20 protein-coding genes and 3 tRNA genes are annotated in these 24,887 nt (G+C 50.5%); 20 read left to right on the forward strand and 3 right to left on the reverse strand.

What is annotated here, in order from left to right; translation table 11 throughout:
• Positions 1-10 precede the first annotated feature (10 nt).
• The 13 genes from B5E77_RS11715 to B5E77_RS11775 all read left to right on the forward strand — a co-directional run bounded on the left by B5E77_RS11715 (position 11) and on the right by B5E77_RS11775 (position 14,231).
• Positions 11-718, forward strand: coding sequence for an ABC transporter ATP-binding protein (locus B5E77_RS11715; protein ID WP_087165546.1), 708 nt, complete (start codon positions 11-13; stop codon positions 716-718).
• Positions 712-1,998, forward strand: coding sequence for an ABC transporter permease (locus B5E77_RS11720; RefSeq protein ID WP_087165547.1), 1,287 nt, complete (start codon positions 712-714; stop codon positions 1,996-1,998). The genes B5E77_RS11715 and B5E77_RS11720 overlap by 7 nt, the downstream gene beginning before the upstream one ends.
• A 131-nt stretch (positions 1,999-2,129) precedes the next feature.
• Entirely contained in the window at positions 2,130-3,308 is a 1,179-nt protein-coding gene (locus B5E77_RS11725) for an iron-containing alcohol dehydrogenase (protein WP_087165548.1), read from the forward strand.
• Between the two features lie 224 nt (positions 3,309-3,532).
• Entirely contained in the window at positions 3,533-3,841 is a 309-nt protein-coding gene (locus B5E77_RS11730; protein ID WP_087165549.1) for a PTS sugar transporter subunit IIB, read from the forward strand.
• Between the two features lie 22 nt (positions 3,842-3,863).
• The gene (locus B5E77_RS11735) at positions 3,864-5,093 is read left to right on the forward strand and encodes a PTS sugar transporter subunit IIC (protein ID WP_087165550.1); all 1,230 of its coding nucleotides are present in this window, start codon (positions 3,864-3,866) and stop codon (positions 5,091-5,093) included.
• A 55-nt stretch (positions 5,094-5,148) separates the two neighbouring features.
• Entirely contained in the window at positions 5,149-5,550 is a 402-nt protein-coding gene (locus tag B5E77_RS11740) for a PTS lactose/cellobiose transporter subunit IIA (RefSeq protein ID WP_087165551.1), read from the forward strand.
• Positions 5,531-6,967, forward strand: a complete 1,437-nt coding sequence (locus B5E77_RS11745; protein WP_087165552.1) for a glycoside hydrolase family 1 protein — start codon at positions 5,531-5,533, stop codon at positions 6,965-6,967. Before B5E77_RS11740 ends, B5E77_RS11745 begins: the two co-directional genes overlap by 20 nt.
• 121 nt (positions 6,968-7,088) lie before the next feature.
• Positions 7,089-7,982 carry a DMT family transporter gene (locus B5E77_RS11750; RefSeq protein WP_087165553.1) on the forward strand — a complete coding sequence of 298 codons (894 nt, stop codon included), beginning with the start codon at positions 7,089-7,091 and terminating at the stop codon, positions 7,980-7,982.
• Complete coding sequence (locus B5E77_RS11755; RefSeq protein WP_087165554.1) at positions 7,979-9,889, forward strand: BglG family transcription antiterminator; 1,911 nt, start codon at positions 7,979-7,981, stop codon at positions 9,887-9,889. Before B5E77_RS11750 ends, B5E77_RS11755 begins: the two co-directional genes overlap by 4 nt.
• A 107-nt stretch (positions 9,890-9,996) precedes the next feature.
• Positions 9,997-12,315: an anaerobic ribonucleoside triphosphate reductase gene (locus B5E77_RS11760; RefSeq protein WP_087165555.1), complete on the forward strand. Its 2,319-nt coding sequence runs from the start codon at positions 9,997-9,999 to the stop codon at positions 12,313-12,315.
• 79 nt (positions 12,316-12,394) lie between these two features.
• Complete coding sequence (gene nrdD, locus B5E77_RS11765; RefSeq protein WP_143468627.1) at positions 12,395-12,550, forward strand: anaerobic ribonucleoside-triphosphate reductase; 156 nt, start codon at positions 12,395-12,397, stop codon at positions 12,548-12,550.
• Entirely contained in the window at positions 12,540-13,136 is a 597-nt protein-coding gene (gene nrdG / locus B5E77_RS11770) for an anaerobic ribonucleoside-triphosphate reductase activating protein (protein WP_087165556.1), read from the forward strand. Before nrdD ends, nrdG begins: the two co-directional genes overlap by 11 nt.
• Positions 13,137-13,181: 45 nt before the next feature.
• Positions 13,182-14,231 (forward strand): L-threonylcarbamoyladenylate synthase, encoded by a 1,050-nt coding sequence (locus B5E77_RS11775; RefSeq protein WP_087165557.1) that lies wholly within the window; start codon positions 13,182-13,184, stop codon positions 14,229-14,231.
• Positions 14,232-14,337: 106 nt separating this feature from the next.
• Here B5E77_RS11775 and B5E77_RS11780 read toward each other — a convergent pair.
• A tRNA-Leu gene (locus tag B5E77_RS11780) sits at positions 14,338-14,420 on the reverse strand.
• A gap of 191 nt (positions 14,421-14,611) precedes the next feature.
• Between B5E77_RS11780 and B5E77_RS11785 the strand changes: the two genes are divergently transcribed.
• From B5E77_RS11785 to xylB, 4 genes are all read left to right on the forward strand, one after another.
• Positions 14,612-14,695, forward strand: a tRNA-Leu gene (locus tag B5E77_RS11785).
• Between the two features lie 46 nt (positions 14,696-14,741).
• Positions 14,742-14,824 (forward strand) — tRNA-Leu (locus B5E77_RS11790).
• Between the two features lie 142 nt (positions 14,825-14,966).
• On the forward strand, positions 14,967-17,396 hold the full coding sequence (locus B5E77_RS11795; protein WP_087165558.1) for a hypothetical protein: 2,430 nt from the start codon (positions 14,967-14,969) through the stop codon (positions 17,394-17,396).
• A 62-nt stretch (positions 17,397-17,458) separates the two neighbouring features.
• Complete coding sequence (gene xylB, locus B5E77_RS11800) at positions 17,459-18,946, forward strand: xylulokinase (protein ID WP_087165559.1); 1,488 nt, start codon at positions 17,459-17,461, stop codon at positions 18,944-18,946.
• Between the two features lie 98 nt (positions 18,947-19,044).
• On the opposite strand, the gene B5E77_RS11805 is transcribed toward xylB, so the two are convergent.
• Together B5E77_RS11805 and htpG are read right to left on the reverse strand one after the other, a co-directional pair.
• On the reverse strand, positions 19,045-19,545 hold the full coding sequence (locus tag B5E77_RS11805; RefSeq protein ID WP_087165560.1) for a GNAT family N-acetyltransferase: 501 nt from the start codon (positions 19,543-19,545) through the stop codon (positions 19,045-19,047).
• Between the two features lie 108 nt (positions 19,546-19,653).
• The gene (gene htpG, locus B5E77_RS11810; protein ID WP_087165561.1) at positions 19,654-21,738 is read right to left on the reverse strand and encodes a molecular chaperone HtpG; all 2,085 of its coding nucleotides are present in this window, start codon (positions 21,736-21,738) and stop codon (positions 19,654-19,656) included.
• A gap of 369 nt (positions 21,739-22,107) precedes the next feature.
• Between htpG and B5E77_RS11815 the strand changes: the two genes are divergently transcribed.
• The 3 genes from B5E77_RS11815 to B5E77_RS11825 all read left to right on the forward strand — a co-directional run bounded on the left by B5E77_RS11815 (position 22,108) and on the right by B5E77_RS11825 (position 24,882).
• On the forward strand, positions 22,108-22,941 hold the full coding sequence (locus B5E77_RS11815; protein WP_087165562.1) for a GDSL-type esterase/lipase family protein: 834 nt from the start codon (positions 22,108-22,110) through the stop codon (positions 22,939-22,941).
• Positions 22,938-23,429, forward strand: a complete 492-nt coding sequence (locus B5E77_RS11820; RefSeq protein WP_087165563.1) for a DUF4358 domain-containing protein — start codon at positions 22,938-22,940, stop codon at positions 23,427-23,429. Before B5E77_RS11815 ends, B5E77_RS11820 begins: the two co-directional genes overlap by 4 nt.
• Positions 23,430-23,490: 61 nt before the next feature.
• Positions 23,491-24,882 (forward strand): MBOAT family O-acyltransferase, encoded by a 1,392-nt coding sequence (locus B5E77_RS11825; RefSeq protein ID WP_087165564.1) that lies wholly within the window; start codon positions 23,491-23,493, stop codon positions 24,880-24,882.
• Positions 24,883-24,887: the final 5 nt, after the last annotated feature.

The following is a 24,887-nucleotide window of genomic DNA, read 5'->3' on the forward strand; positions in this document are numbered from 1 at the left end:
AGGTGAGGGCATGGCAGGCAGAAATATTATTGAACTGAAAGGAATCGTCAAGCGCTTTTACATCGGGCAGCCCAATGAACTGGAAATCCTCCACGGCATAGACTTAAGCGTAAAGGAAGGGGAATTTGTGTCGATTGTGGGAGCCTCCGGATCCGGGAAAACGACGCTGATGAATATCATCGGCGTCCTGGACCGGCCCACAGAAGGAGAATATATTCTGGACGGCGTGGACGTCGCCAAGGCAAAGGATAAGGAGCTCTCCGGCATCCGGAACCAGAAAATCGGCTTCGTGTTTCAGACCTACAACCTGATCAGCCGGACCAGCGCCCTGCGGAACGTGGAGCTTCCGATGATGTATGCGGGAGTGGGAAAGAAGGAGCGGCAGGAGCGGGCAAAGCATTATCTGGAAATGGTAGGGATGCAGGACCGTATGACTCACAAGCCCGACGAGCTCTCCGGCGGCCAGAAGCAGAGAGTCTCCATCGCCCGCGCCATGACCAACAACCCGTCCATCATCCTGGCGGATGAGCCTACAGGAGCCCTGGACTCCAGAACAGGACGGAAGATCATGGATATCTTCCATCAGCTGAACCAGCAGGAGGGAAAGACAATCGTTCTGATTACCCACTCCAATGAGCTGGCGGAAGAGACCCAGCGCATTATTACGCTGAAGGATGGAGAAATCATCGGAGAAAGGAAGGGCAGCGCCGTATGCTGATTGGTGAAAATATTCTTCTGGCTTTAAGCGGCCTTCTGGCAAATAAGATGCGGGCGCTCCTGACAATGCTGGGAATCATCATCGGCATCGCGTCCGTGATCGCGATCATGAGCGTAGGCAATTCCATCAGCACCTCCGTGACCAGCTCTATGGAGGACATGGGGGTCAACAACATTACGCTGGGAGTTTCCCAGAAAAGTACGGAAGATACGGTGACCTCTGATGGGCGTGTATTTGCAGGCGTATCCAGGGGCAGCGAAATGTCGGACGATGATTATATTACAGATGAAATGCTGGATGCCATGCAGGAAGAGTTCTCGGATTCTGCCGCCAGCATTCTGTTAAGCGAATCCGCCGGAAGCGGAACGGCAGAGGATGGCGATCTCACGGCGAATGTAACCATTACCGGCGTAAATTCCGATTATCTGGAGTACGAGGAGCTGACGCTGCTTGCAGGAAGAACGCTGACAGACCGGGATCAGGAAAACGCGAAAAAGGTAGTGCTGGTGTCCGACAGGGTGGCGGATAATCTTTTCGGCGGTGATTATAACGCGGCGATTGGCAGTGAAATCAATATCTATGTCAGCAACCGCTATTATACCTATGCGGTCGTCGGCGTCTATGAGTATGACGATTCCGGTTTTTCCACAGAATCGGAAGAGGATGTGACTACGACCGTATATCTTCCCCTGGAGGCAGCCAGGGAGCAGAATCACTCCAGCACAGGCTATTCCCAGCTTACGATCGTGACTGCTACCGGTGTGGATTCCACAGCACTGTGTGATGAGCTGGAGACCTGGTTTAATAATAACTATTACCGGTCCAACGACAGCTTTGAAGTGACGGCCAGCAGTATGGAAAGCATGGTATCCTCCATGACGGATATGCTTTCCACCGTGTCCATCGCGATCTCGGTAATTGCGGGAATCTCCCTTCTGGTGGGGGGAATCGGCGTCATGAATATCATGCTGGTATCCATTACCGAACGTACCCGGGAGATTGGAACGCGGAAGGCGCTGGGAGCGACGAATGGCTCTATCCGCCTGCAGTTTATCATGGAGTCTATTGTGATCTGTCTGACTGGGGGCTTTATTGGAATCGCCATGGGACTGCTTCTTGCGGCGGCGGCTACAAACCTGTTGGGCTATGCAGCCAGTCCTTCAGTGGGAGGCATTATCTTTTCTGTAACCTTCTCGATTCTGATTGGCGTATTTTTCGGATATTATCCAGCCAACAAGGCGGCAAAGATGAATCCCATAGAAGCGCTGCGGTATGAGTAAAAATATGCGGACAGCCGGCCGGGGAGGCAGGGCGTCCCGGTGAATATTTAAGAAAAGCAGAGGAGTTCCGCTTGTGTGCGGGGCTCCTTTTCGCTATAATAAAAAGAAAACGGCAAAGGAGAATCATTTCTATGCAGGGCTTTGAGTATTACACACCGACAAAGGTGGTTTTTGGAAAAGACACGGAGAACAGGGCAGGAGAGCTCGTGAAGGAGCAGAAGGGAACCAAGGTGCTCGTCCATTACGGAACCGGCAGCGTAAAGCGCAGCGGCCTTCTGGACCGGGTGCTGGCTTCTCTGGACAAGGAGGGAATCCCTCATGTGGAGCTGGGCGGCGCAGTGCCGAATCCCCGTCTCTCTCTTGTGTATCAGGGGATTGAGCTTTGCAAAAAAGAGGGCGTAGACTTCATTCTGGCAGTGGGAGGCGGCAGCGCCATCGACTCTGCGAAGGCGATTGCCTATGGCGTCAGGGATGACGGGGACGTCTGGGACTTCTACGCGAAAATACGGGTTCCGCAGGACGCGCTTCCGGTGGGAGTCGTGCTGACCCTGGCAGCCACGGGAAGCGAGATGAGCAATTCTTCCGTAATTACAAATGAGGATGGCTGGCTGAAGCGGGGCTGCAACTGTGATCTCTCACGTCCGCGCTTTGCCATTATGAATCCGGAGCTGACCTATACGCTTCCGGAGTATCAGACCATGAGCGGCTGTGTGGATATCATGATGCACACGCTGGAGAGGTGGTTCTCCCATGAGAAGGACACGGAGCTGACGGACTATCTGGCAGAGGGCGTGCTGAAGACCGTGATGCACCAGGCTAAGGTCCTTCTGACGGATCCGGAGAACTACGAGGCGCGTTCTGAGGTGTTCTGGGCGGGCAGCCTTTCCCACAACGGCCTGACCGGCTGCGGACGTGCAGGCGACTGGGCCTGCCATCAGCTGGAGCATGAGCTGGGCGGCATGTTTGATGTGACCCACGGAGCCGGACTGGCAGCCGTATGGGGAAGCTGGGCCCGCTATGTCTATAAGTCCGATGTGGCCCGCTTTGCCAAGCTGGCGGTGGACGTGCTGGGCGTTCCCTATGACTATGCAGATCCGGAAAGGACTGTGCTGGAGGGGATCGAAGCTATGGAAGCCTTTTTCCGTTCCATCCATATGCCGGTGAGCATTTCGGAGCTGGGCGTGGAGCTTACAGATGACCAGATCGAAGAGCTGGCTTACAAGTGCAGCCATATGGACAAGCGCACCATCGGCGGCGTACAGCAGCTGGACAGAAACGACATGGCCGAAATCTACCGGATGGCGAGATAAACGAGAGAGAGCTGGCTATTTCAAAAGCCTTAAAGGCTCTAAGTACTCGAAGTTTGAAAATGAGAATGAAGAGACAGACTGCTTTTCAAATAGAAGAGCGGTCTGTTTTTTTGAGGTATTTTTTTGCACAGGGGCAGTGAAATCGAAGATTTGCAGTGAAAAAGGCTATTTTTTATAATGGGATTATCAAAAATAGATCTGTGAAAAATGAAAGGAGAAGGACAATGAAAAATATACTTCTGGCCTGTGGAGCCGGAGCTTCCAGCGGCTTTATTGCTCAGAAAATGAGAAAGGCCGCACAAAAGCAGGGACTGGATATTTCCATAAAGGCAGTAAGCGATACGGAAATTATGGAGAATATCGAGGACGTAGGTGTATTACTGATTGGGCCGCATCTAAAGCATAAGTTTGAAGAGATCCTGAATGAGGTGGAGCCCTATGGGGTGAAGGCATCTATTATAGACCGTAAATATTATGCGACCCTGGATGGAGAGTCTGTATTGAAGCAGGCACTGGAGCTGGTAAACGAGTGAGTTATAATGAGGGAGAATACAAATGGAAAAATTCATGAACTGGATGAGCGATGTGGTCGCTCCGAAAATGGAAAATCTGACAAATAATGCATGGCTGTCTGCCATGCAGAAAGCAATTATCAAAACTCTGCCTATGGTATTGGTGGGCTCTCTGATTACAGTCTATAACGTAATCCGGAATTTTATTCCGTCCCTTCCGGTGCTTAGCAGCATCAGCAGCTATACCTTCGGCCTGATTTCACTGTTTATGGTGTTTCTGATTCCATACTATGTATTGGAACTGAAAAAGAACAATAAGATGAAAATTATTGCGGGATTTACAGGTATTGCGTTATTTATGATCCTTGTAAATCCGGAGATTACAGACGCGGGGTATATTTATCAGTTTTCCGCCTTTGGAGCAGGTGGGATGTTTGTAGCTATCGTAGCTGGTCTTTTTACGGCTTTTATTATGAATTTATATCAGAAATTTACATTCTTTAAAGAAGATTCTGTTATGCCGGATTTCGTAAAAGAATGGTTTGATTCGATGCTGCCGATAGCCACTGTGGTACTGATTGGATGGCTGCTGGTAATTCAGCTTGGCTTCGACATGTATACGGCTATTGTAAATTTCTTCTCACCGCTGAATGCGATTGCTCAGTCTCCAGTGGGAATGATTCTTCTTTATCTGATTCCAACTATTCTGTATTCCATGGGAATCAGCGGCTGGGTATTTCAGCCTATTATTAATCCGATCGTGCTGGTGGCTATTACAGCGAATGCCGAAGCCGTAGCCAGTGGTCTGGCAGCTACGCAGCCTTTTACGAACGAAGCTACTTATGCATGGCTGAGCCTTGGAGGAAGAGGTGCGACCCTTCCGCTTTCTATTATGCTTCTGTTTGCTGCATCTAAGAGATTGAAAGCACTGGGAAAAGCTGCGATTGTGCCAAGTGTTTTAAATATTAATGAGCCAATTGTATTTGGATGCGTTGCGTGGAATCCGATTCTAATGATTCCTATGTGGATTACCGCCATAGTACTGCCGCTGATTACTTATCTGGCTCAGGTTACCGGCCTTGTAGTTATCCCAACAGAAGTGTTTAATATGTGGTATTGTCCGGTATTTATCAGTTCCTGGCTTGTAAATCATAGCGTATCTGGTCTTGTGCTGACGGCCATTAATCTCGCTGTGGCAGCATTAATCTACTTCCCGTTCTTTAAGGCATATGACAAACAGCAGCTCAAGCTGGAAATGGCGGAAAACGAATAAAAAAGCAATATAGATAAAACAACATAACAGAGTGAATAGAGGTGCATGAGAAAATATGGCTGAGACAAACATAGATTATGAAGAGCAAAGAGAGCAGGTCGCGGAGGTGGCCATGCAGATGATTCTCCATGCGGGGGATGCGCGCGAACTGATTATGAAAGCGCTGGATGCAGTTGGGCAAGGGAGGTATGAAGAGGCCCAGAAAGAATTGATTGAGGCTAAGGAGGAGCTCAGGCAGGCTCATGTGTTTCAGACAAGCGTAATACAGTCAGAAGCGGCAGGAACAAAATATGAGTATTCTCTTTTGTTTACGCATGCGCAGGATACAGTTATGACTATCTTTTCAGAAATGAATCTGGCAAAAAAGATCATTGCATTGTATCAGGATATGGACAGGAGAATGCAGGTACTTGAACAGAGAACAGAGGAGAAGCAGAATGTATCATATACGGCATGAATATCCGGAGGATTTTCTGTGGGGAGGCGCTATTGCTGCCAGCCAGGCCGATGGGGGCTTTGGTGAGGGTGGAAAAGGGATGTCTATCGCAGATTTTCATCCTTATCGGAAAGTGCATAACCGTGATGACAGGAAAGAGGATGCAGCGATTCGAAATGATGAGGATGTACTGAGGCTTGACTCTGAACTGTATTATCCAAAACAGAAAGGGATTGATTTTTACCACAGATATGAAGAAGATTTGGCTATGATGGAAGAAATGGGCCTGAAGGCTTTTCGAACCTCTTTCGACTGGAGCCGCATCTATCCAAACGGAGACGATGACGAGCCTAACGAAGAGGGACTGCAGTACTACGATCGTTTGCTGGCTTCTGTCAAAGCTCATGGGATGGAGCCTTTTATGACAATCTCCCATTATGAGATGCCCATTCACTTGGTAAAAAAATACGGGGGATGGATGAACCGAGACCTGACAGTGTTTTTTGAGAGATACTGCAGAACGCTTTTTAAGCGTTACCATAAAATAGTGAAATATTGGATTGTCTTCAATCAGATTAATTTGTTGACATTTAATTCACTGGGCATACTTGGAAATAAGGCCTCCAATTTTGACGAAGCGGTGTATCAGGGAGTTCATCATCAATTTTTGGCCTGTGCTATGGCAAAAAGAGCATCCGAAGAATATGAAGGGCTTCAGGTGGGAACCATGCTCAGTGATAAATTGGCTTATCCGGCTACATGCAGACCTGAGGATATGCTTTTTAATCATTTGAAAAACCAGATGCAGTATTTCTTTCCGGATGTGCAGCTAAGAGGATTCTATCCACCCTATGCATTCAGGTATTTTGAAGAAAATCAGATTCACCTGACTTTTGGACCGGAAGATGAGGAATTGCTTCGGAAGTATCCGATGGATTTTCTGTCAATGAGCTATTATTATACAAAAATCAATGATGCTTCAAAAAACACCTTTGCACCGATGGATAAAAGCAGAAATCCCTATTTAAAGGTGTCTGAATGGGGATGGGAAATTGATCCGGTGGGACTCCGGATTAACTTAAATAAATATGCAGAACGTTATCCGGGAGTGCCGATATACATTACGGAAAATGGATATGGAGCAGTGGATGTACCGGAACAGGATGGGAGTATACATGACGGATATCGGATTGATTATCTGAGAGAGCATATAATTCAGATGAAAAAAGCGATACAGGACGGAGTTCCATTAAAGGGCTATATGCTTTGGACACCAATTGATATTGTGAGCTGTTCGTCGGCTGAGATGAAAAAGCGTTATGGATTGATTTATGTGGATCAGGATGATGAGGGGCAGGGCAGCGGAGCTCGTTCCAGAAAGGACAGCTTTTATTGGTATCAAAAGGTTATAGCTTCAAACGGCAGAGAACTGAACTAGACAGGTAGAGCCAGGGCGCCGCTGTTTAAAAGCGGCGCCCTGGTCCAGTGGCATGGCCTGCTTTAAACAGATCATGCCACTGGACCAGGAATTGTTTTACGGGGGAGCGTAAAAGGTGAGTATGGATGCAGGAAGGAAAAAAGCGGTCCTTTTAGCAGGAGCCTCAGGCTGTATGTGGGGAACCATTGGCTTGTTTGTACATTTTATGAAAAGATATGGGATCGATTCAGTAGAACTGACAGTGGGGAGATTCCTGATAGCGACGCTTTTTACAGGTGTTTACCTGTTGATTACCAGGAGAGAGCTTTTGAAAATACGGCTTAGGGATTTGCCGGGGCTTCTAGCGGCCGGCCTTCTCTGTTTGCTGCTGTTTAATGTGAGCTATGGAATTGCTATCGAAAAATCTTCTATGTCTGCTGCAGCCGTGATGCTCTATACGTCCCCGGCTTTTGTGACTGTGATTTCGTGCGTCTGTTTTCGAGAAAAAATCACATGGAGAAAAGGAATAGCGGTCGTACTTTCTGTGGTTGGCTGTGCTTTTGTATCTGGAATTATGTCAGGATTTTTGACATATCAGGCATCGGCGTATTTTTGGGGGTTTTGCGCTGCCGCCGGATATGCTTCTTACAGTATCGTAGCGGGAATTCTTCTAAAGCGATATCATGCGGCGACAGTATTGTTTTATGCTTTTCTGTTCGCTGCTTGCGGTGGCTGCCTGTTTGCGGATGTTAGGGGAACGGCAGAAATCGTATGCCAGAATCCAGCGGCTGGGATTGGCATGGTAGGAGCGGCTTTAGTCTGCAATGTGATTTCCTATCTATGTTATAATCTAGCGTTGAAATATGCGGAAGCCAGCCGGGTAGCAGTTATAGCATCCATAGAACCTGCGGCGGCATCTGTTTTGGGCGCCATTTTTCTGAAAGAGCATATAGACAGCTTCGGGATGGCTGGAATCATCTGCATTCTAAGCGCAGTAATCATTTTGAATACTTCAGGAAAGGAGAAGGCCGAATGAGGGGAAAACACCTGGCACTCGTGAAGGTGCTTATGAGTCAGAACGAGTGGATGACGGCAAAGCAGCTCGCAAAACAGTTGCAGGTTTCAGACAGGAGCATAAAAAATTATATTGGTGAGATCAATTATCAGGAAGAAAATCTGATTGAGGCATCAAAAAATGGTTACCGTATTCACAGGGAACAGGCAAAAAAGGTTCTGAGCAGGCAAAATAGCCAGTTGCCGGAGACGCCGGGAGAGAGGGTAGGATTTATTCTCACGGAACTCTTGTCCGGAGATACAGAACAGGGAGTGGATCTGTACGAGCTGGGGGAACGGATTTTCGTAAGCTATGAGACTCTTAGGAAGGATGTAGTAAAAGCACGTAAAAAAGCCAAGGAATACGGGCTTTACATAAGCGTGGCTAATTCGGTTATCAGGCTGGAGGGCAGGGAACTAGATAAAAGAAAGCTTTTGAGCGCCATTTTATATGAGGAATTCAATAAAAATATCGTAAGTTTGGAGCTGGTTCAAAGAGCTTTTCCGGATTATGATCTGGAGAAACTGCGAAATATCATTCTGTCAGAATGCAAGAGATACCACTACTATATTAATGATTATGCAATGGTAAACCTGGTTCTTGATATTTCTATCAGTATGGAGAGGATCAGAAAAAACTGTACTTTCCGTACACATATTGCAGAAAACAGACAGTTTGCCGCGAAAGACATGGAACTGGTGAACTCCATTGCCTGGTGTATAGAAGAGACATTTTCCGTATCCATTACGGGTCTGGAACTTCAGGAACTGGCGGCGCTGATCCTGAGCCATCTGCTCAAGGTAGATGTTAATGCGTTGAATCAGAAGAATATAAGGACCTTTGTTCCATTGGAAAGTATGGAAATCGTGGAGCATGTGCTGGAGTATCTGAATGAAAATTATTATATTGATACGACAGACGAAGAGTTTGTAGTAAAATTTGCGATTCACATTCATAATCTGCTTTTGCGTCTGAGAAATCATTATACAACAAAGAATCCGCTGACAGATCATATTAAAAACAGCTGCCCTTTGATCTTTGAATGTGCGGTAGGAGTAGCCTGCTGCCTGAGCCGGATGACAGGCTTTCGCGTGGATGAAGATGAGATTGCGTATATTGCTCTGCATATCGGAGGAAATCTGGAAAATTATCAAAAACAGAAGGAGCGGCTTATCTGCGTACTGGTATGTCCACAGTATTATGATATGTCAGATGTCATGTCAGAAAAAATTAGCAGAGAATTTTCGGATTCACTTTTAATTCGGTCTATTATTACAAATGTATCGGAGCTGGTAGCAGTGAAGACGGCGGATCTTATTATTTCTACTGTAACTCTTCAGCCCGGCAGATGGGAGCATGTAGTGACAGTGAACCCGTTTCTGCGTTCTAATGATTTGGAAAATATTCGAAGGGAAATATTTGAAATTCACAGAGAACGGAAGAGGGAAAGCCTGAAGAGTATGCTGCTTCAGATGACTTCTCCGGAGTTATTCTGCCGTAATGATTCTCACTTTACCCAGGAGGAAATTCTGAGCTTTATGATTGACAGGATGGAAGGGCTGGGGTATGTGGGACCTTCTTTCAGGGAAGAAGTGAAAGAAAGAGAAAAACACTCTACCACAGCGTTTGGACGCCTTGCAGTTCCCCATGCCCTGGCTCTAAACGCGTTTCGAACAGGGATTTATATTTTACTCAGCGAAAAACCAATAGCCTGGGACGAACATCAGGTGAATTTGATTCTGCTTTTTGCGGTAAACAGAGAGGACAGGACAATGTTTCATGAGGTGTTTGATAATCTGATTGTGCTGCTGTTGGAAAATCATAATTTGGAGCAGGCGCTGAGCTGTCAGAGTTATGAAGAGTTTGTGGATACTCTTACGATGCTTTGAAAAAGGTAAAAGATAGTATTGCATTTTGTCCTCCTCTGTGCTACCTTATATAGTATAGCGAGAAAAAGAACGCCACTATATCTTGTAGTACAGGGGAGGGTATTTTTATGGACGGGACAAAGAGGGTGATTTACCCGGAGATTATCAAGAAACGCAACGGCACGCCGGTGCCCTTCGATGCGGAGAAGATCCGCAATGCCATACGCAAGGCCAACGAGGCGGCTCAGATCGAGGCGATTTCTCCCCTGCAGTTTCAGGAGCTGGTGGACGGGATCATAAGCGCGATTCCGAAGGACAGCATCCCGGAGGTGGAGCAGGTACAGGATATTGTGGAGGAAAAGCTGATCGCGGGAGGCTTTGCAAAGACGGCGAAGGCATACATTCTGTACCGGGCGGAGCATACGAAGGTGCGCAAGTCTGAGGCGGATTTGGTGAAAATCTATCAGGAGCTGACCTTCAGCAGCGCGGCAGACGCCGATATGAAGCGGGAGAACGCAAATATTGATGCGGACACCGCGATGGGAACAATGCTGAAATATGGTTCTGAGGGCGCCAATTATTTCGTGGACAACTATATTCTGCCCAAGGATATCGCGGCGGCCCATATCAACGGAGACATCCATATCCATGACAAGGATTTCTATATGCTGACAGAGACCTGCTGCCAGATCGATCTGATCAAGCTTTTCAAGGACGGCTTCTGCACCGGGCACGGCTATATCCGGGAGCCCAATTCCATCAAAAGCTATGCGGCTCTGGCCTGTATCGCGATTCAGGCGAATCAGAATGAGATGCACGGCGGCCAGTCGGTTCCGAATTTTGATTATGCTATGGCAGACGGAGTGGTCCGGACGTTTTGTAAGGAATATTTTAAGGCCATGGAAAAATATATACGCGTCAGGTTTGACGTGGATGCAGAGACGGCTTCTGAGTTCATACAGAAGATGAAAAACGCGCTGGGAACCGGCGTCCGCATGGGTACGGCTGATGAATACGGAAGGAAGCTGGAGGACTGGGTAAACGGAGGAGACATTCTCTGCGGCGAGAGGGTTCTGCTGGCAGAGGATATGCGGAAGGCCCATGCGGTGGTGGTGGATATGGCTCTGAAGGAGACGGAAGGGGAGACCTATCAGTCTATGGAAGCCCTGATCCACAATCTGAACACAATGAATTCCAGGGCGGGAGCCCAGGTGCCCTTCAGCTCTGTAAACTACGGCACGGACTGCTCGCCGGAAGGGCGTATGGTCATCAAAAATCTGCTGCTGGCTACAGACGCCGGCCTTGGAAACGGAGAGACGCCGATCTTTCCGGTACAGATTTTCAAGGTAAAGGAGGGGGTCAATTACAATCCCGGCGACCCGAACTACGATCTGTTCCGGCTGGCGGTGCGGACCTCCGCGAAGCGTCTGTTTCCCAATTTCAGCTTTCTGGATGCCCCCTTCAATCTCCAGTACTATAAGGAAGGGGATTACAATACAGAGGTGGCCTACATGGGCTGCCGGACCCGCGTGATGGGAAATCACCATGACCCGTCGAGAGAGGTCACCTGCGGCCGCGGGAACTTAAGCTTTGTATCCATCAATCTTCCGAGGCTTGGCATCAAGGCCCATGGCGATATTCAGGCCTTCTATGAAAGCCTGGACAAGATGCTTGATTTGGCCTGCCGCCAGCTTCTGCACCGGTTTGCGATCCAGTGCAAAAAGAAGGTGCGAAATTATCCCTTCCTGATGGGACAGGGCATCTGGCTGGATTCGGATAAGCTGGATGTGGATGATTCGGTGGCGGAGGTGCTGAAGCACGGGACCTTAAGCGTGGGCTTCATCGGGCTTGCGGAGACGCTGGTGGCGCTGACCGGAAAGCATCATGGGGAGAGCCCGGAGAGCCAGAGGCTGGGCCTGGAAATCATCGGCCATATGCGGAAGAGGATGGATGAAAAATCCGAGGAAACGGGGCTGAATTTTACATTGCTTGCCACGCCGGCGGAGGGCCTGTCCGGCAGGTTTGTGCGCATCGATAAAAAGCGCTTTGGCGAGCTGCCCGGAATCACAGATCGGGAATATTATACGAATTCCTTCCATATTCCGGTCTATTATCCGATCCGGGCCTTCGACAAGATCCGCCTGGAGGCGCCCTACCATGCGCTGACCAACGCCGGCCACATCAGCTATGTGGAGCTGGACGGCGATACCTCGAAAAACCCGGCAGCCTTCGAGGCGGTGATCCGCTGCATGAAGGAGGCGGGAGTGGGCTACGGCTCTGTGAACCACCCGGTAGACCGGGATCCGGTCTGCGGCTACACCGGCGTCATCGATGAGGTATGCCCCCGCTGCGGACGGCGCGAGGGAGAGGCGGTTCCGGTGGAAAGGCTGAGGGAGCTGCGCAGAAAATACCCGGATACGCCCGTATATGCGGATCCGACACACTGAATGGAGGCGCGGGAGGAGGCTTCCTGCTTCACATACAGACAGAGACATGAACGAACAGGGGAAATAAGGAGGAAAAGACATGATTGGAAGAGTAATGCCAAACAATGGAATGGTAGGAGAAAATGTGAAGTTTGACCGCATCCGCAGGATTACCGGCTATCTGGTAGGAACCACAGACCGGTTCAACGACGCAAAGCGGGCAGAGGAGCGTGACAGGGTAAAGCATGGATTATAATCAGGAATACAGCCCGGCAGAGAGCGGGCATGCAGAAGGAGCCTCGCCGCAGGCGGAATTTCCTCCGCTTCAGCTGGCGGGAACGGTGGAGGACTCCATTGTGGATGGCCCGGGGATCCGCTACACCATCTTTGTGCAGGGCTGCCCCCACCGCTGTCCGGGCTGCCACAATCCTCAGACCCATGAGTTTTCCGGAGGCTATACGGCGGATACGGAGCAGCTGCTGGAGGCGATCAGAAGCAATCCGCTGCTTGGCGGGGTGACGTTCTCGGGCGGGGAGCCCTTCTGCCAGCCGGAGGCGCTGTGCGCCCTGGGGCGTGAGATTAAGGCGATGGGGAAGCATCTGATGGTGTATTCCGGCTATACCTATGAGCGGCTTCTGGAAATCGGGAGGAAGCGGCCGGCGGTTCTGGAGCTTCTGGAGCTGGCGGATCTGCTGGTGGACGGTCCATACCGGGAGGAGGAGCGGGATTTGACCCTTCTGTACCGGGGCAGCGCGAATCAGCGGGTGATAGACTTGAAAAAGACAAGAGAACATGGTACAGTGGTACTGTATCAGGATGACTACTGTCAGGGACTTTGGTAAGTCCCTGATTTTTATGCGGAAAAGAATGCAGATGGAGAGAGAAGTATGGAGACGCGAATCAGAAAGCTGGATTACAGCAGGATAGATGAGAATATCATTCAGGAGGCCGGCCAGATTATCCGGGAGGGCGGTCTTGTGGCCTTTCCCACAGAGACAGTCTACGGGCTGGGCGGCGACGCCCTGAATCCGGAATCCTCCAGGAAAATCTATGCGGCGAAGGGGCGCCCCTCTGACAATCCGCTGATTGTGCATATTGCAGAGAAAAGTGATCTGTACCGGATTGTGAGGGAGGTTCCCCAAAAGGCGGAAAAGCTGATGGAAGCCTTCTGGCCCGGGCCGCTCACGATGATCTTTTTCAAAAATGAGCTTGTGCCGGAGGCCACCACAGGCGGCCTTGGCACGGTCGCTGTGCGTATGCCCAGCGACCGGATAGCCGCGGCCTTTATCAGAGCCGCAGGCGGCTTTGTAGCCGCTCCCAGCGCCAATGTGTCGGGACGGCCCAGCACGACGACGGCGGGCCATGTGGAGGAGGATCTGTCCGGCCGGATCGAGATGATTCTGGACGGCGGCCAGGCCGTTATAGGGCTGGAATCCACGATTGTGGACATGAGCGTCGAGCCTCCGGTGATTCTCCGTCCCGGAGCAGTCACAAGGGAGATGATGGAGGAGCAGATAGGGCCGCTGGAGGTGGATAAGGCCATCATCGCTCCGGATTCCGGGATAAAGCCGAAGGCTCCGGGCATGAAGTACCGGCATTACGCGCCGCGGGCAGATCTGGCCGTCGTGGAGGGACAGACGGAACAGGTGATTGCGGCGATCAACCGTATGACGGAGGAGAAGGAAGCGGAAGGAAAAAGGGTCGGCATCATAGCCACAGACGAGACGGCTTCCCGCTATCCGAAGGGGCTGGTTTTCAGTCTCGGGGCAAGACGGCATGAGGAGGAGATTGCCATGCATCTGTTTGAGGTTCTGAGAGACTTTGACGAGACGGATGTGGACTGCATCTATTCCGAGTCCTTTGAGGAAGCCTCCATCGGCCCGGCGATTATGAACCGTCTTCTGAAGGCGGCAGGGCATAAGGTGATCCATGTGTAGAGGAGCCGGAGATGTCTGAAGATGAGATTTGACGGCGATAGGGATGGATAGAGATAACAGAACGATTCGGGATACAAAAAAGGGATGCAGCGCATCCCTTTTCAGATGCAGGAGATGGGACTTGAACCCACACAGCCTTGCGACTACAGGCACCTGAAGCCTGCGCGTCTGCCATTCCGCCACTCCTGCGAACAGATAGTATTCTACCGAATTTTTGAACGAATGTCAACACTTTTTTTACATTTTTCAGTGTTAAAGAAACAGCAAAAATTTTGAAAAAATTTTTTGCAGAGATTAAAAAAACCGCTTGACTTTTTAATATGTAAATGATATTATATACAAGCGCGCTGAGGAAGCGCGGTGACAGACAGCTGTCATCTGCGGAAGTGTCGGAACTGGCAGACGAGCAAGACTAAGGATCTTGTGGCATTCGTGCCGTGTGGGTTCAAGTCCCATCTTCCGCATTTGGGTTTCTTCCGGAGAACCGGAGAAGCTCTGAGTTACATAGCTGCAGGAGTGGCGGAATGGCAGACGCGCAGGCTTCAGGTGCCTGTAGTCGCAAGGCTGTGTGGGTTCAAGTCCCATCTCCTGCATGTAAAAAGAACCTGTTTGGCAGGAGCCTCCAGTTGAGAGAGGTTTCCGGCGGAACAGGTTTTTTTGTGTTGAACGGAAGACCTTTCCGACTGAAAATGCTGCTGGCGCCGGGCGCTGTAAGGCGGGCAGAAGGAGGCAGATATGGAACAGAATATGGAACGCCAGGGGGATTTTTCGGCGTTGCCGGTTAGAAAGTATGGGAGCCAGAAGAGGATTGACTGGAAACAGACGGCAGGCTGCAGGATTCCCTTTGTGTATGGCAGCATTTCCGGAGAGCTCGAAATTCTTGAATATCACCCAGGGAATTTTATCACTGTCCGGTATGGAAAGCAGACCAGGAAAATGCGTACCGGCAGGCTGCTGCGGCTTCAGATAGAAGCCTTGGTTGATCAGGCAAGGACCTGCCGCTCTTCCAAATGTCTTAAGAGCCATGAGACCTTCGTGCGGGAAGTGCAGGAGATGTATGGAGGAGAGTACACGGTACTTTCTTCTTATATCAACAGCAAGACGCCGGTGCGTATACGGCATAATTCCGCGGCGTGTAACTGGCATGAATATTTTCCTACGCCCAATAATTTTCTGCGGGGCGCCGGCTGTCCGGCCTGCAGCGGAAGCCCGTCTTTTCCAGAGATGTGCCTGCTGCTGGTTTTACGTGATTTTTTTCCTGACGCCCGAAAACAGAGGATACAGGGCCGGGAGTGTGACATTGTATTTTCTGCCGGAGGGAAGAAAATCGGAATCCAGTATGACGGCGCTTTTTTTCATCAGGATCCTGCTAGAGATGATACCTTTAATGGGCTGTTTCTCTCAGAACCGCAGCATGCTCTCATCCGTATCCGGGAGGCTGGCTGCCCGCAGCTTTTGCCGCGGGAACGGCTGTATGAGCTTTCTGCGCCGGGAAATTACAGTCTTGAAAATCTGCAGGAGCTCCTGCTCCGCCTGTTCCTGCTTCTGAACCGCATGCTGGGAACTGATTACAGGCCGGAAATGACGGAGAAGCTCATGCATCAGGCACGGCGCAGCTCCAAAAAATCCTTTCGGTATGTGATGCTGCTGGAAGAGTATATCGCTTATCTCCATAAACACGGAGACGCGCCTCATCGCGGGGAACAGAATCATTTGCAGGACCGGCTTACGACGGCCGTGAGGGAGCAGCGTTTCAGCGAGGAAGAGCTTGAAAGGCTTGCGTCTGTACGCAGGCAGTACGGGCTGCTGGAGGAGGAACGGCCTTTCGGGCAGATTTATGAGGATATGCAGGCTTTTTTTGAGCGGTACGGCATGCTTCCGAGACAGCAGGCTGGCCCGCCGGAGGAGACGAGGCTGTATCGGGAAATTCAAAGGTGTCTGAAGCGGAAGAGCTTTGGCCGGCAGCAGATGGAGGAATATGAGCGGATCCGCGGGAAGGCTTCCAATTATCCGGTTCTGGCAGAGGAGCTGTATGAGCGGTATATAGCATTTGTGGAGGAAAAACAGAGGCTTCCGGGCATGGATGCCGGAGATGAGGAAGAGAAGGCGCTGGCAGGCAGGGTAAGCCACCGGCTTCAGAGGGGGACCTTCTCCCCGGAGCAGCAGGAAAAGATACAGGAGCTGCAGAGAAAATATTCCCATCGGCGCATAAGGGAACGGATTGTGGAGGAATACCGTGTTTTTATCGCGGAGAATGGCCGGCTGCCATTTTACAGGGCGGAGGGCAGGGAAGGAAAGCTGGAAAGCAATATGCTGCGTTACCTGAGGCTGCACAGCTTTAGTCCGGAGGAATGCAGGCAGATTCTGAAGCTCCGCGCGCCGTATCAGCTGCTGTCGCGGCAGCTGCGGGAGCATGTGGATTATCTTGGCGGTGATGCCTGCAGCTTTGTGCAGGAGCAATACGAGACGTTTTGCAGAGAGCAGGGGCGGCCGCCGGTACGGAGGCGGCGCTGCCGCAGGGAGTATGACCTGTGCAGACTGGCAGAGAAGTATCTTGGAGCGGAAATGACTGCACGCATTTCAGAGAAATATGCAGAGCCGGAGAAATCAGAGCAACAAAAAAGAATGGAAGAGGCGGCAGAGAAAAAGAAGGGGCAGCGCCGCAGGACACCGGATGAAACCTTTGAAGAGGCCATGGCATTTTATGCGGAAAACGGCCGTTTTCCCCTTCATGTGCACAAGGGAAAGCTGCCGCAGCGTCCTTATGAAGGCAGGCTGGCTGCCCGGGTGACCAGTCTGTACCGGATGGGCCGCTTCTCTGCCCGGCAGCTTGAGATTCTCGATCAGCTGCGACTGAAGAATGCGGACAAAGCACAGATGATATATGCCGCCTTTTTGTCTTATATCGAGTCGCATGACGGACAGGCTCCAAGACATTGCGCTCATACGCCTGAGAACCGTCTCCTGAACAGTCTGAAGAGCCATATGCGCAGTGGGAAATATACACGGGAGCAGCTGGATGCGATTCTGAAATACCTGCCTGGGAGAAGGAGAGAGTACCCGGCGCTTGACGATTTGCCAGGCCAAAAGGAAAGCTGTGAGCAGCATGTTGTACCTGGAGTCCTTCCGGCCCGATCTTGCGGAAGCGCAGAGGGCGCAGTATAATAAAAAGCAGAATACCCTGTGCTGTACAGTGCAGGAAGCAGGAATTGACAAGGAGGAAAGGTATGGAACAGTTTCTGATATCACATGATCTGGGAACATCGGGGGATAAGGCGACGCTGTTTACGACAGATGGAAAGCTGGTACGCAGCTATACTGCGTCTTATGATGTGCATTTTTTTAACGGAAACTATGCGGAGCAGGATCCGGAGAATTGGTGGGACGCCGTCTGCGAGGCTACGAAGGCGGTACTGGAAGGTGAGGATGCCAGCAAGGTGGCGGCCATGTCCTTCAGCGCACAGATGCAGGGATGCCTTCCGGTGGACAAAAATGGAAGGCCTCTGCGCAGTTCTATGATCTGGGCTGATCAGCGGGCTGTAAAGGAAGCGAAGCACCTGGAAAAGGAACTGGGCGGGGATCGAATCTATAAGATAACAGGACACCGGGTCAGCGCCAGCTACAGCATTGAAAAGCTGATGTGGCTGAAGAAGCACGAGCCGGACGTGTATAAGAAAACTTATAAGATGCTTCAGGCCAAGGATTATATTATTCAGAGGGCTACGGGAAATTTTGTGACAGACTATTCCGATGCGTCAGGAACGCAGGCGCTGGATTTGAGAAAGCTGGAATGGTCTGAGGAGATTCTGAAGGCTGCGGATATCGACAAGGACAAGCTGCCGAAGCTGAAGAAATCGACGGATGTGGCAGGCTATATTCAGGAGCGTGTGGCGGGCGAGATTGGTCTTCCGGCAGGCACGCCTGTAGTCTGCGGAGGCGGCGACGGGCCGGTGTCAGCGGTGGGCGCGGCCTGCATCCGGGATGGGGAATTCTATCTGACCTTCGGCACATCGGCCTGGATTGGAGGAACCACGACGGAACCTTTCATTGACGAGGACAAGACGGTTTTCTGCTTCGCCCATGTGATTCCGGGAAAATACATGCCCTGCGGCACGATGCAGGCGGCAGGCAGCTCCTATTCCTATATCCGGCATGCGCTGTGTGACGATATGCCTTATGATAAGCTGAACGAGATGATAGAAAAATCACCTGCAGGAGCTCAGAATCTGATATTCCTGCCTTATCTTCTTGGGGAGCGCAGCCCCAGATGGAATCCGGACACCAGCGCGGCTTTTCTGGGAATAAAGCCGGAGCATGAGAAGAAGGACTATGTGCGGGCGGTGATAGAAGGCGTCGCCATGAATATGGAGCTGATTCTGCAGGCTTATCGGAAGCAGGCGAAGATTGAGACGATGAATCTGACAGGAGGCGGCGCGAAGGGGCAGATAGTAGCCCAGATTCTTGCGGATGTGCTCGGTGTCCGTTTCCGGATGCCGGACTGCGTGGAATCGGCCACGGCGATTGGCGCGGCTGTGATCGCAGGCGTTGGAGTAGGAGTGTTTGAGAGCTTCGACGAGATTCACCGTTTTATGAAATTTGAAAAGCAGGTAGAGCCGGACAAAGAGAACCAGGAGGTCTATGAAAAGCTGAAACCAGTGTTTGACGAAGCGTATGCCTGCCTGCTGCCGCTTTATGAGAAAATGTCAAAGCTGTAGGGAAAATGTGAAAATTAAGATCGGGGAAAGCCGGTGAAAGGACAAAAGGGCCTGACAGAGACTATGAGTTCTGTCAGGCCTTTTAGACGGAATTTTCTTTAAAATAATTTTTCAAACGCCAGCTTTCCGCTTCCCTGGAAGACAATGATTCCGCACTGCTCGAAACCGTTCTTTTTTAAAATGTGCTGCATGCGTTCGTTCTGAAAATTAGTGTCCACCCTGATGCTGTGAACCTGACGCCTGGCACATAATTCTTCTGTCAATCGGAAGGTGATATCGGACAGGCCCGTCCCCCTGAAATTTTTACTGAATGCCATACGGTGGACTACGGCATAGGGGCCGTCTGATTTCCATTTGCCCTCTATAGCTTCATAGGCCGGTTCTCCCGAAAAATCAATGCACAGATAGCCCGCGATCTGCCCATCTGCCTTAACGATGTACCCTTTGCCGCTTTCTATGTCGCTTTGAATCGTCTCCTTGCTGGGATAATCGTCCGTCCACTGCACGAAGCCCTGCTCCTTCTGAAATTCTCTGCCCTCTTTGATGATTTCACTGCAGACTTCAAGCTCCTGCTGCAGCGCCAGCTCAAGTGTATGCATATTGTGCCACCTCACATAACATTCTTTCGGATATTATAAACAGAATGCGGGCCGCCCGTCAATGGGCGGCCCGCATGCATGCACAGATTTATCTGTGACGTATGTCTCTTATTTCGCCAGCAGCATCATAATCTCATTACTTCTTGAAATAAACTTAGTCATTGCTTCCGGAGCCAGCGGCTGGTGGCTGATCAGGGCCAGATCATAAAGCTGCTCACAGAACAGGTTTACATTCTCGGCGTCTTTGTGATTCAGAATATACTGAACCAGCTTGTTATTCGCGTTCAGTACCAGGGTCTGTCCGCCGAACATTCCCGCATCGAAGCTGCCGCCCATGCTGTACATCTTCATCATATCCTGCATTCTGCGGCTTTCCTCAGAGAGCGTGATCATGGAAGAAATGTTCTCATTCTTCATTTTTTCGACCTTGACCTCCAGCTTATCGTTGTTCAGAGCCTTGCGGAAGATCTCGGTCAGGGAATCTGTGGTTTCCTTCAGGGCTTCCTCGTCGGTGCTTTCCATGAAGTCTTCTGTCAGATCTGCGTCAATGCGCTGGAATTTGAGCTTCTCGTTCTTCATTTCCAGGTGGGAGATGAAGGGAGTGTCAATGTTGTGCTTCAGGATAACGGCGTCCTTGCCCTCCTCCTTGAACAGATTGATATACTGGCTCTGCTGCACCTCGTCAGTTACGTAGAAGATAGTAGTTTTTTCGGGCTCCTTGTCTTCCGCGTTTTCAGCGGTGTCCTCTGCCTTGTCGTCTGCGGCTGTTTCTTCGGCATTTTCCACGATATCCACGTCGTCGGAGGAAGTCTCCTCTTCGGGAACCAGATCTTTCAGGGTCAGATATTTGCCGTCCAGGTCCTTGAACAGGATATAGTCCATCATCTTGTCGCAGAATTTTTCATCCTTCAGGCAGCCAAATTTAATAAAGGGGCTGATGTCATCCCAGTATTTTTCATAGCTTTCCCGATCGGTCTTGCACATGCCGGTGAGCTTATCCGCTACCTTCTTGGAAATGTAGTCGGAGATCTTCTTTACAAAGCCATCGTTCTGCAGAGCGCTTCTGGATACGTTCAGCGGCAGATCCGGGCAGTCAATGACACCCTTTAAGAGCATCAGGAACTCCGGAATCACCTCTTTGATATTGTCTGCGATGAAAACCTGGTTATTGTACAGCTTGATGGTGCCTTCTATGGAATCGTATTCCGTGTTGATTTTCGGGAAATACAGGATTCCTTTCAGGTTGAACGGATAATCCATGTTCAGATGAATCCAGAACAGGGGCTCCTTATAATCCCGGAATACCTTGCGGTAAAAGGCCTTGTACTCCTCGTCAGTGCAGTCGCCCGGGCGCTTGGTCCACAGCGGTGCAGTGTCGCTTAAGGATACAGGACGCTTGTTGATCTTCACACGGTCTCTTGCCGGAGAAATTTCCTTTGTCTCCTTCGTGCCGTCCTCGTTTTCTATTTCCTCTGTCTTTGCTTCCTCATGAATCCGCTCTACGATGACATCGTCGTCTCTTAAATCAGCCTCGTCGATGGTTTCATATTCCTGCGGGGCGTTTGCCTTCTCCAGGAAAATTTCCACAGGCATGAAGGAACAGTATTTCTCGATGACTTCCCTTGCCCGGTATTCATTTGCAAATTCCAGGCTGTCCTCGTTCAGGAACAGGGTAATCTCGGTACCGGTCTCGGTGCGTGTTCCTTCCGACATGGTGTATTCGGTGCCGCCGTCGCATTCCCAGTGTACAGGTGCGGCGCCCTCCTGATAGGAGAGGGTATCAATGTGTACCTCGTCCGCAACCATAAAGGCGGAATAGAAGCCGAGTCCAAAATGACCGATGATCTGGTCGTCGTTGGCCTTGTCCTTGTATTTCTCCAGGAAGGCTGCAGCGCCGGAAAAGGCGATCTGATTGATATATTCTTCTACCTCGCCGGCAGTCATGCCAAGACCGGTATCGATGAATTTCAGGGTTTTCTCTTCCGGATTTACAATGACGCGGATGCTGTCCTTGTGATCCTCCGGGTAGGTGTATTCGCCGATCAGGGCCAGCTTTTTCAGCTTTGTGATTGCGTCGCAGCCGTTTGAAACCAGCTCGCGGAAGAAAATGTCATGATCGGAATACAGCCATTTTTTGATAATAGGAAAAATATTTTCGCTGTTGATGGAAAGGCTTCCATGCTTTTCTGCCATTGTAATTCACTCCTTCATATGAAAAGGCTGTCCGGGCGCTCTGCCTGCCGCGGCAGCCTGTCGTTGATTCTGTCCCATATTTTAATTCACTCCAGATAAAAAGTCAATAGAAAATCAGCACTCTACACGCTCGAGTGCTAACAAAAATTTATTAATTTTATTAAAAATTTATAAACAGAAGACAGAACAAGACGGATTTTACGGAAAATTGAAGATTTTATTAAGTTTTTGAACAGGGATAGAATTCAAAAAATCCTATGCTATAATGACTTCAGTGAAACTAATTGACAGGCTGGCACGTCTACTAAACAGATAGGTGCAGGCTCGTTGCCTGCAGGGCTTGGGAAACCTGAAAGGGGACTGCTTGGGATGAGGAAAAAAAGGATCCGGATAAGACTTTTGATAATGGCTGCTGCTCTTGCGGTGGTGTGTGCCTGCCAGAGCGGCCTGGCGCAGCAGAACAGGCAGGAGGAATTTCCGGCCCTGGCCTGGATTACGGCCCTGGAACAGAAGGACACAGGGACGATAAAGGCAGAGCTGAACGCCAGGGACGAGGCGGAGAGGCAGCAGGAGGCTCAGGAAGCGCAGGAGGCTGAAAGCCAGGACGGCGCGGCCGGACAGGCCGGAGACGGCGGACAGACAGATGGTCCTGAGGAAAAGCCTACAGACAGAGAAGGGCTGAAAAAAAGGTTTGGGCAGGCCGTGATCGTAGGAGATTCTGTGGCAGAGGGCTTTATTGATTATGAAATTCTGGATCCGTCCTCCATCGTGGCGCAGAAGGGGCTGCGGGCGGATTCGGCCGGGCCGGATATTGAAAAGGCTCTTTCTCTTTCGCCGACGCATCTTTTTCTGTCTATCGGCTTAAATGATCTGGAATACTGTCAGGGAGACAGCAGCCGTTTTGTGAGGGAATATGAAGCGAGGCTTCAGGAAATTCGCGACAGGGCTCCGGATCTTCCGGTCTATGTGAATGCGATCATGCCGGTGCTTCCTGCGGCGGAAGAAAAGAAACCGGTGCTGCAGTATGTGGACGAATTCAACGCGGCCTTAAAGGAGCTCTGCGACAGGTGGGGAATTCCCTTCCTGGACAGCGGGGATATTCTGGAAGGCCATGAAGACTGGTATCAGAAGGATTCCGTGCATCTGACGTCAGAGCCTTATACGCTTTGGCTGGCACGGATGGAGGAGGCGGCAGGCTTATGATAGATATGGTGCTGCGTTTGGCAAAAATACTGCTGCTTGCAATGCTGGCTGTGCTGTTTGTGGGGATCCTGAATGGGAGCCCGAGACAGGTGGATTTTTCTGTCCTTCAGGAAGAGCTGCAGGGAGCAATGGATCTGTCAGGGATGAAGCAGGCGGATGCCCAGCTTCTCCGAAGACTGTATGGGCTGAACGGGGGAGAGCTTAAGAGCTGGGTGCTCTGGACGGCAGAGGATAATATGGCGGTGGAGGAGCTGCTCCTGGCAGAGTGCGCTTCCACGGAGCAGGCGGAGCTGGTCCGCCAGGCCGCCGAGAAGCGTGTTGACACTCAGAAACAAAGCTTTGAAGGATATGGACCGGAGCAGGTGCAGCAATTGAATGACAGTGTCATTCAGGTGGAGGATACCTATGTGCTTTTTGCGGTGACAGACCAGGCCCGGGAGGTAAAGGATGTGTTTTTGAAGGCCCTTTATCCGGGCATCCTTCCATGAGCCGGCAAGGCCTGCAGGCCCGGTCTTTGCTTTTACATTTCAGACAGAAAGGACAGACAGCGTGGTTTTCAGCAGCATTGTTTTTATTTTTACATTTCTTCCGATTGTCATACTGGCGTATTATGTGGCGCCGGTCAGGATCCGTAATTTTATTCTGCTTCTGGCCAGCCTTGTTTTCTATGCATGGGGAGAGCCTGTATATCTTTTTCTGATGCTTTACAGCATTCTTTTTAACTATGTCATGGGGCTGGATATCTACAGGCGGCGGGGGAAAAGAAAAAAGGCCAGAGAGAGCCTGATTCTTGGCGTGGCTGTGAACCTGGCTCTGCTTGGATTTTTTAAGTATTACGGGTTTCTGGCAGAAAATCTGGAGCAGATTTTACCTGTGAATCTGCCGGAGGTTTCTGTGGGGCTTCCCATAGGGCTTTCCTTCTACACGTTTCAGTCCATTTCCTATCTGGCTGATGTGTACAGAGGAAAGGCAGAGGGGCAGAGAAATCTCATTTCATTCGGACTTTATATTTCCATGTTTCCGCAGCTGGTAGCCGGACCGATTGTTCAGTATGCAGATATCGACGCCCAGCTAAAGAAGCGCAGCACCTCCTGGGAAAGGTTCGGGGAGGGGACAAGGTACTTTATCGGCGGCCTTGCGAAGAAGGTGCTGCTGGCCAACAATCTGGGGGCGGCCTTCGAAGCAGTGACCGGCCTTTCGTCGCTTTCTGTGCTTTCGGCATGGGTGGGCGTCCTGGCCTATACCTTTCAGATATATTTTGATTTCAGCGGTTATTCGGATATGGCGGTTGGCCTGGGAAAAATGTTTGGCTTCGATTTCAAGGAAAATTTTCATTATCCATATTGTGCCCGGAGCGTCACAGAGTTCTGGCGCAGATGGCATATTTCCCTGGGGGCCTGGTTTCGTGAATATGTGTATATTCCGCTGGGCGGAAACCGTGTCGGCGTTCTGCGCCATATTCGGAATCTTCTGATTGTCTGGACCCTGACCGGGCTGTGGCATGGGGCAAGCTGGAATTTTGTGGTATGGGGCTTCTATTATGGAGTCCTTCTGATCGTGGAAAAATATTTGTTCCGCAGGGTCACAGAACGGCTTCCTGTGATTGGCACCGCCTGTACGATGCTGCTCGTGATGATTGGATGGGTGTTCTTTTTCAGCCCTTCCCTTGCGGCCGCGGCAGAATATCTCCGGGTGATGTTTGGGTTTACGGGCATCCCGCTTACGGATGACGCCGGGATGTATTACCTGCTGACAAACCTGATTTTATTCTGGATCTCCTGGCTGTGTTCTGTGCGCCTGCCCTTCGCAGTCTGCGACGGGCTGTGGAATAAGGACCGCAGAAAGCCTGCGCTGCTGCTCTTTTATCTGGCGCTTTTCCTGCTGTGCGCTGCCTACCTGATTCATGACACTTATAATCCGTTTTTATATTTTCGGTTTTGAGAGGA

It is taken from the genome of Lachnoclostridium sp. An131 (assembly GCF_002160825.1).
Taxonomy (GTDB): domain Bacteria; phylum Bacillota; class Clostridia; order Lachnospirales; family Lachnospiraceae; genus Laedolimicola.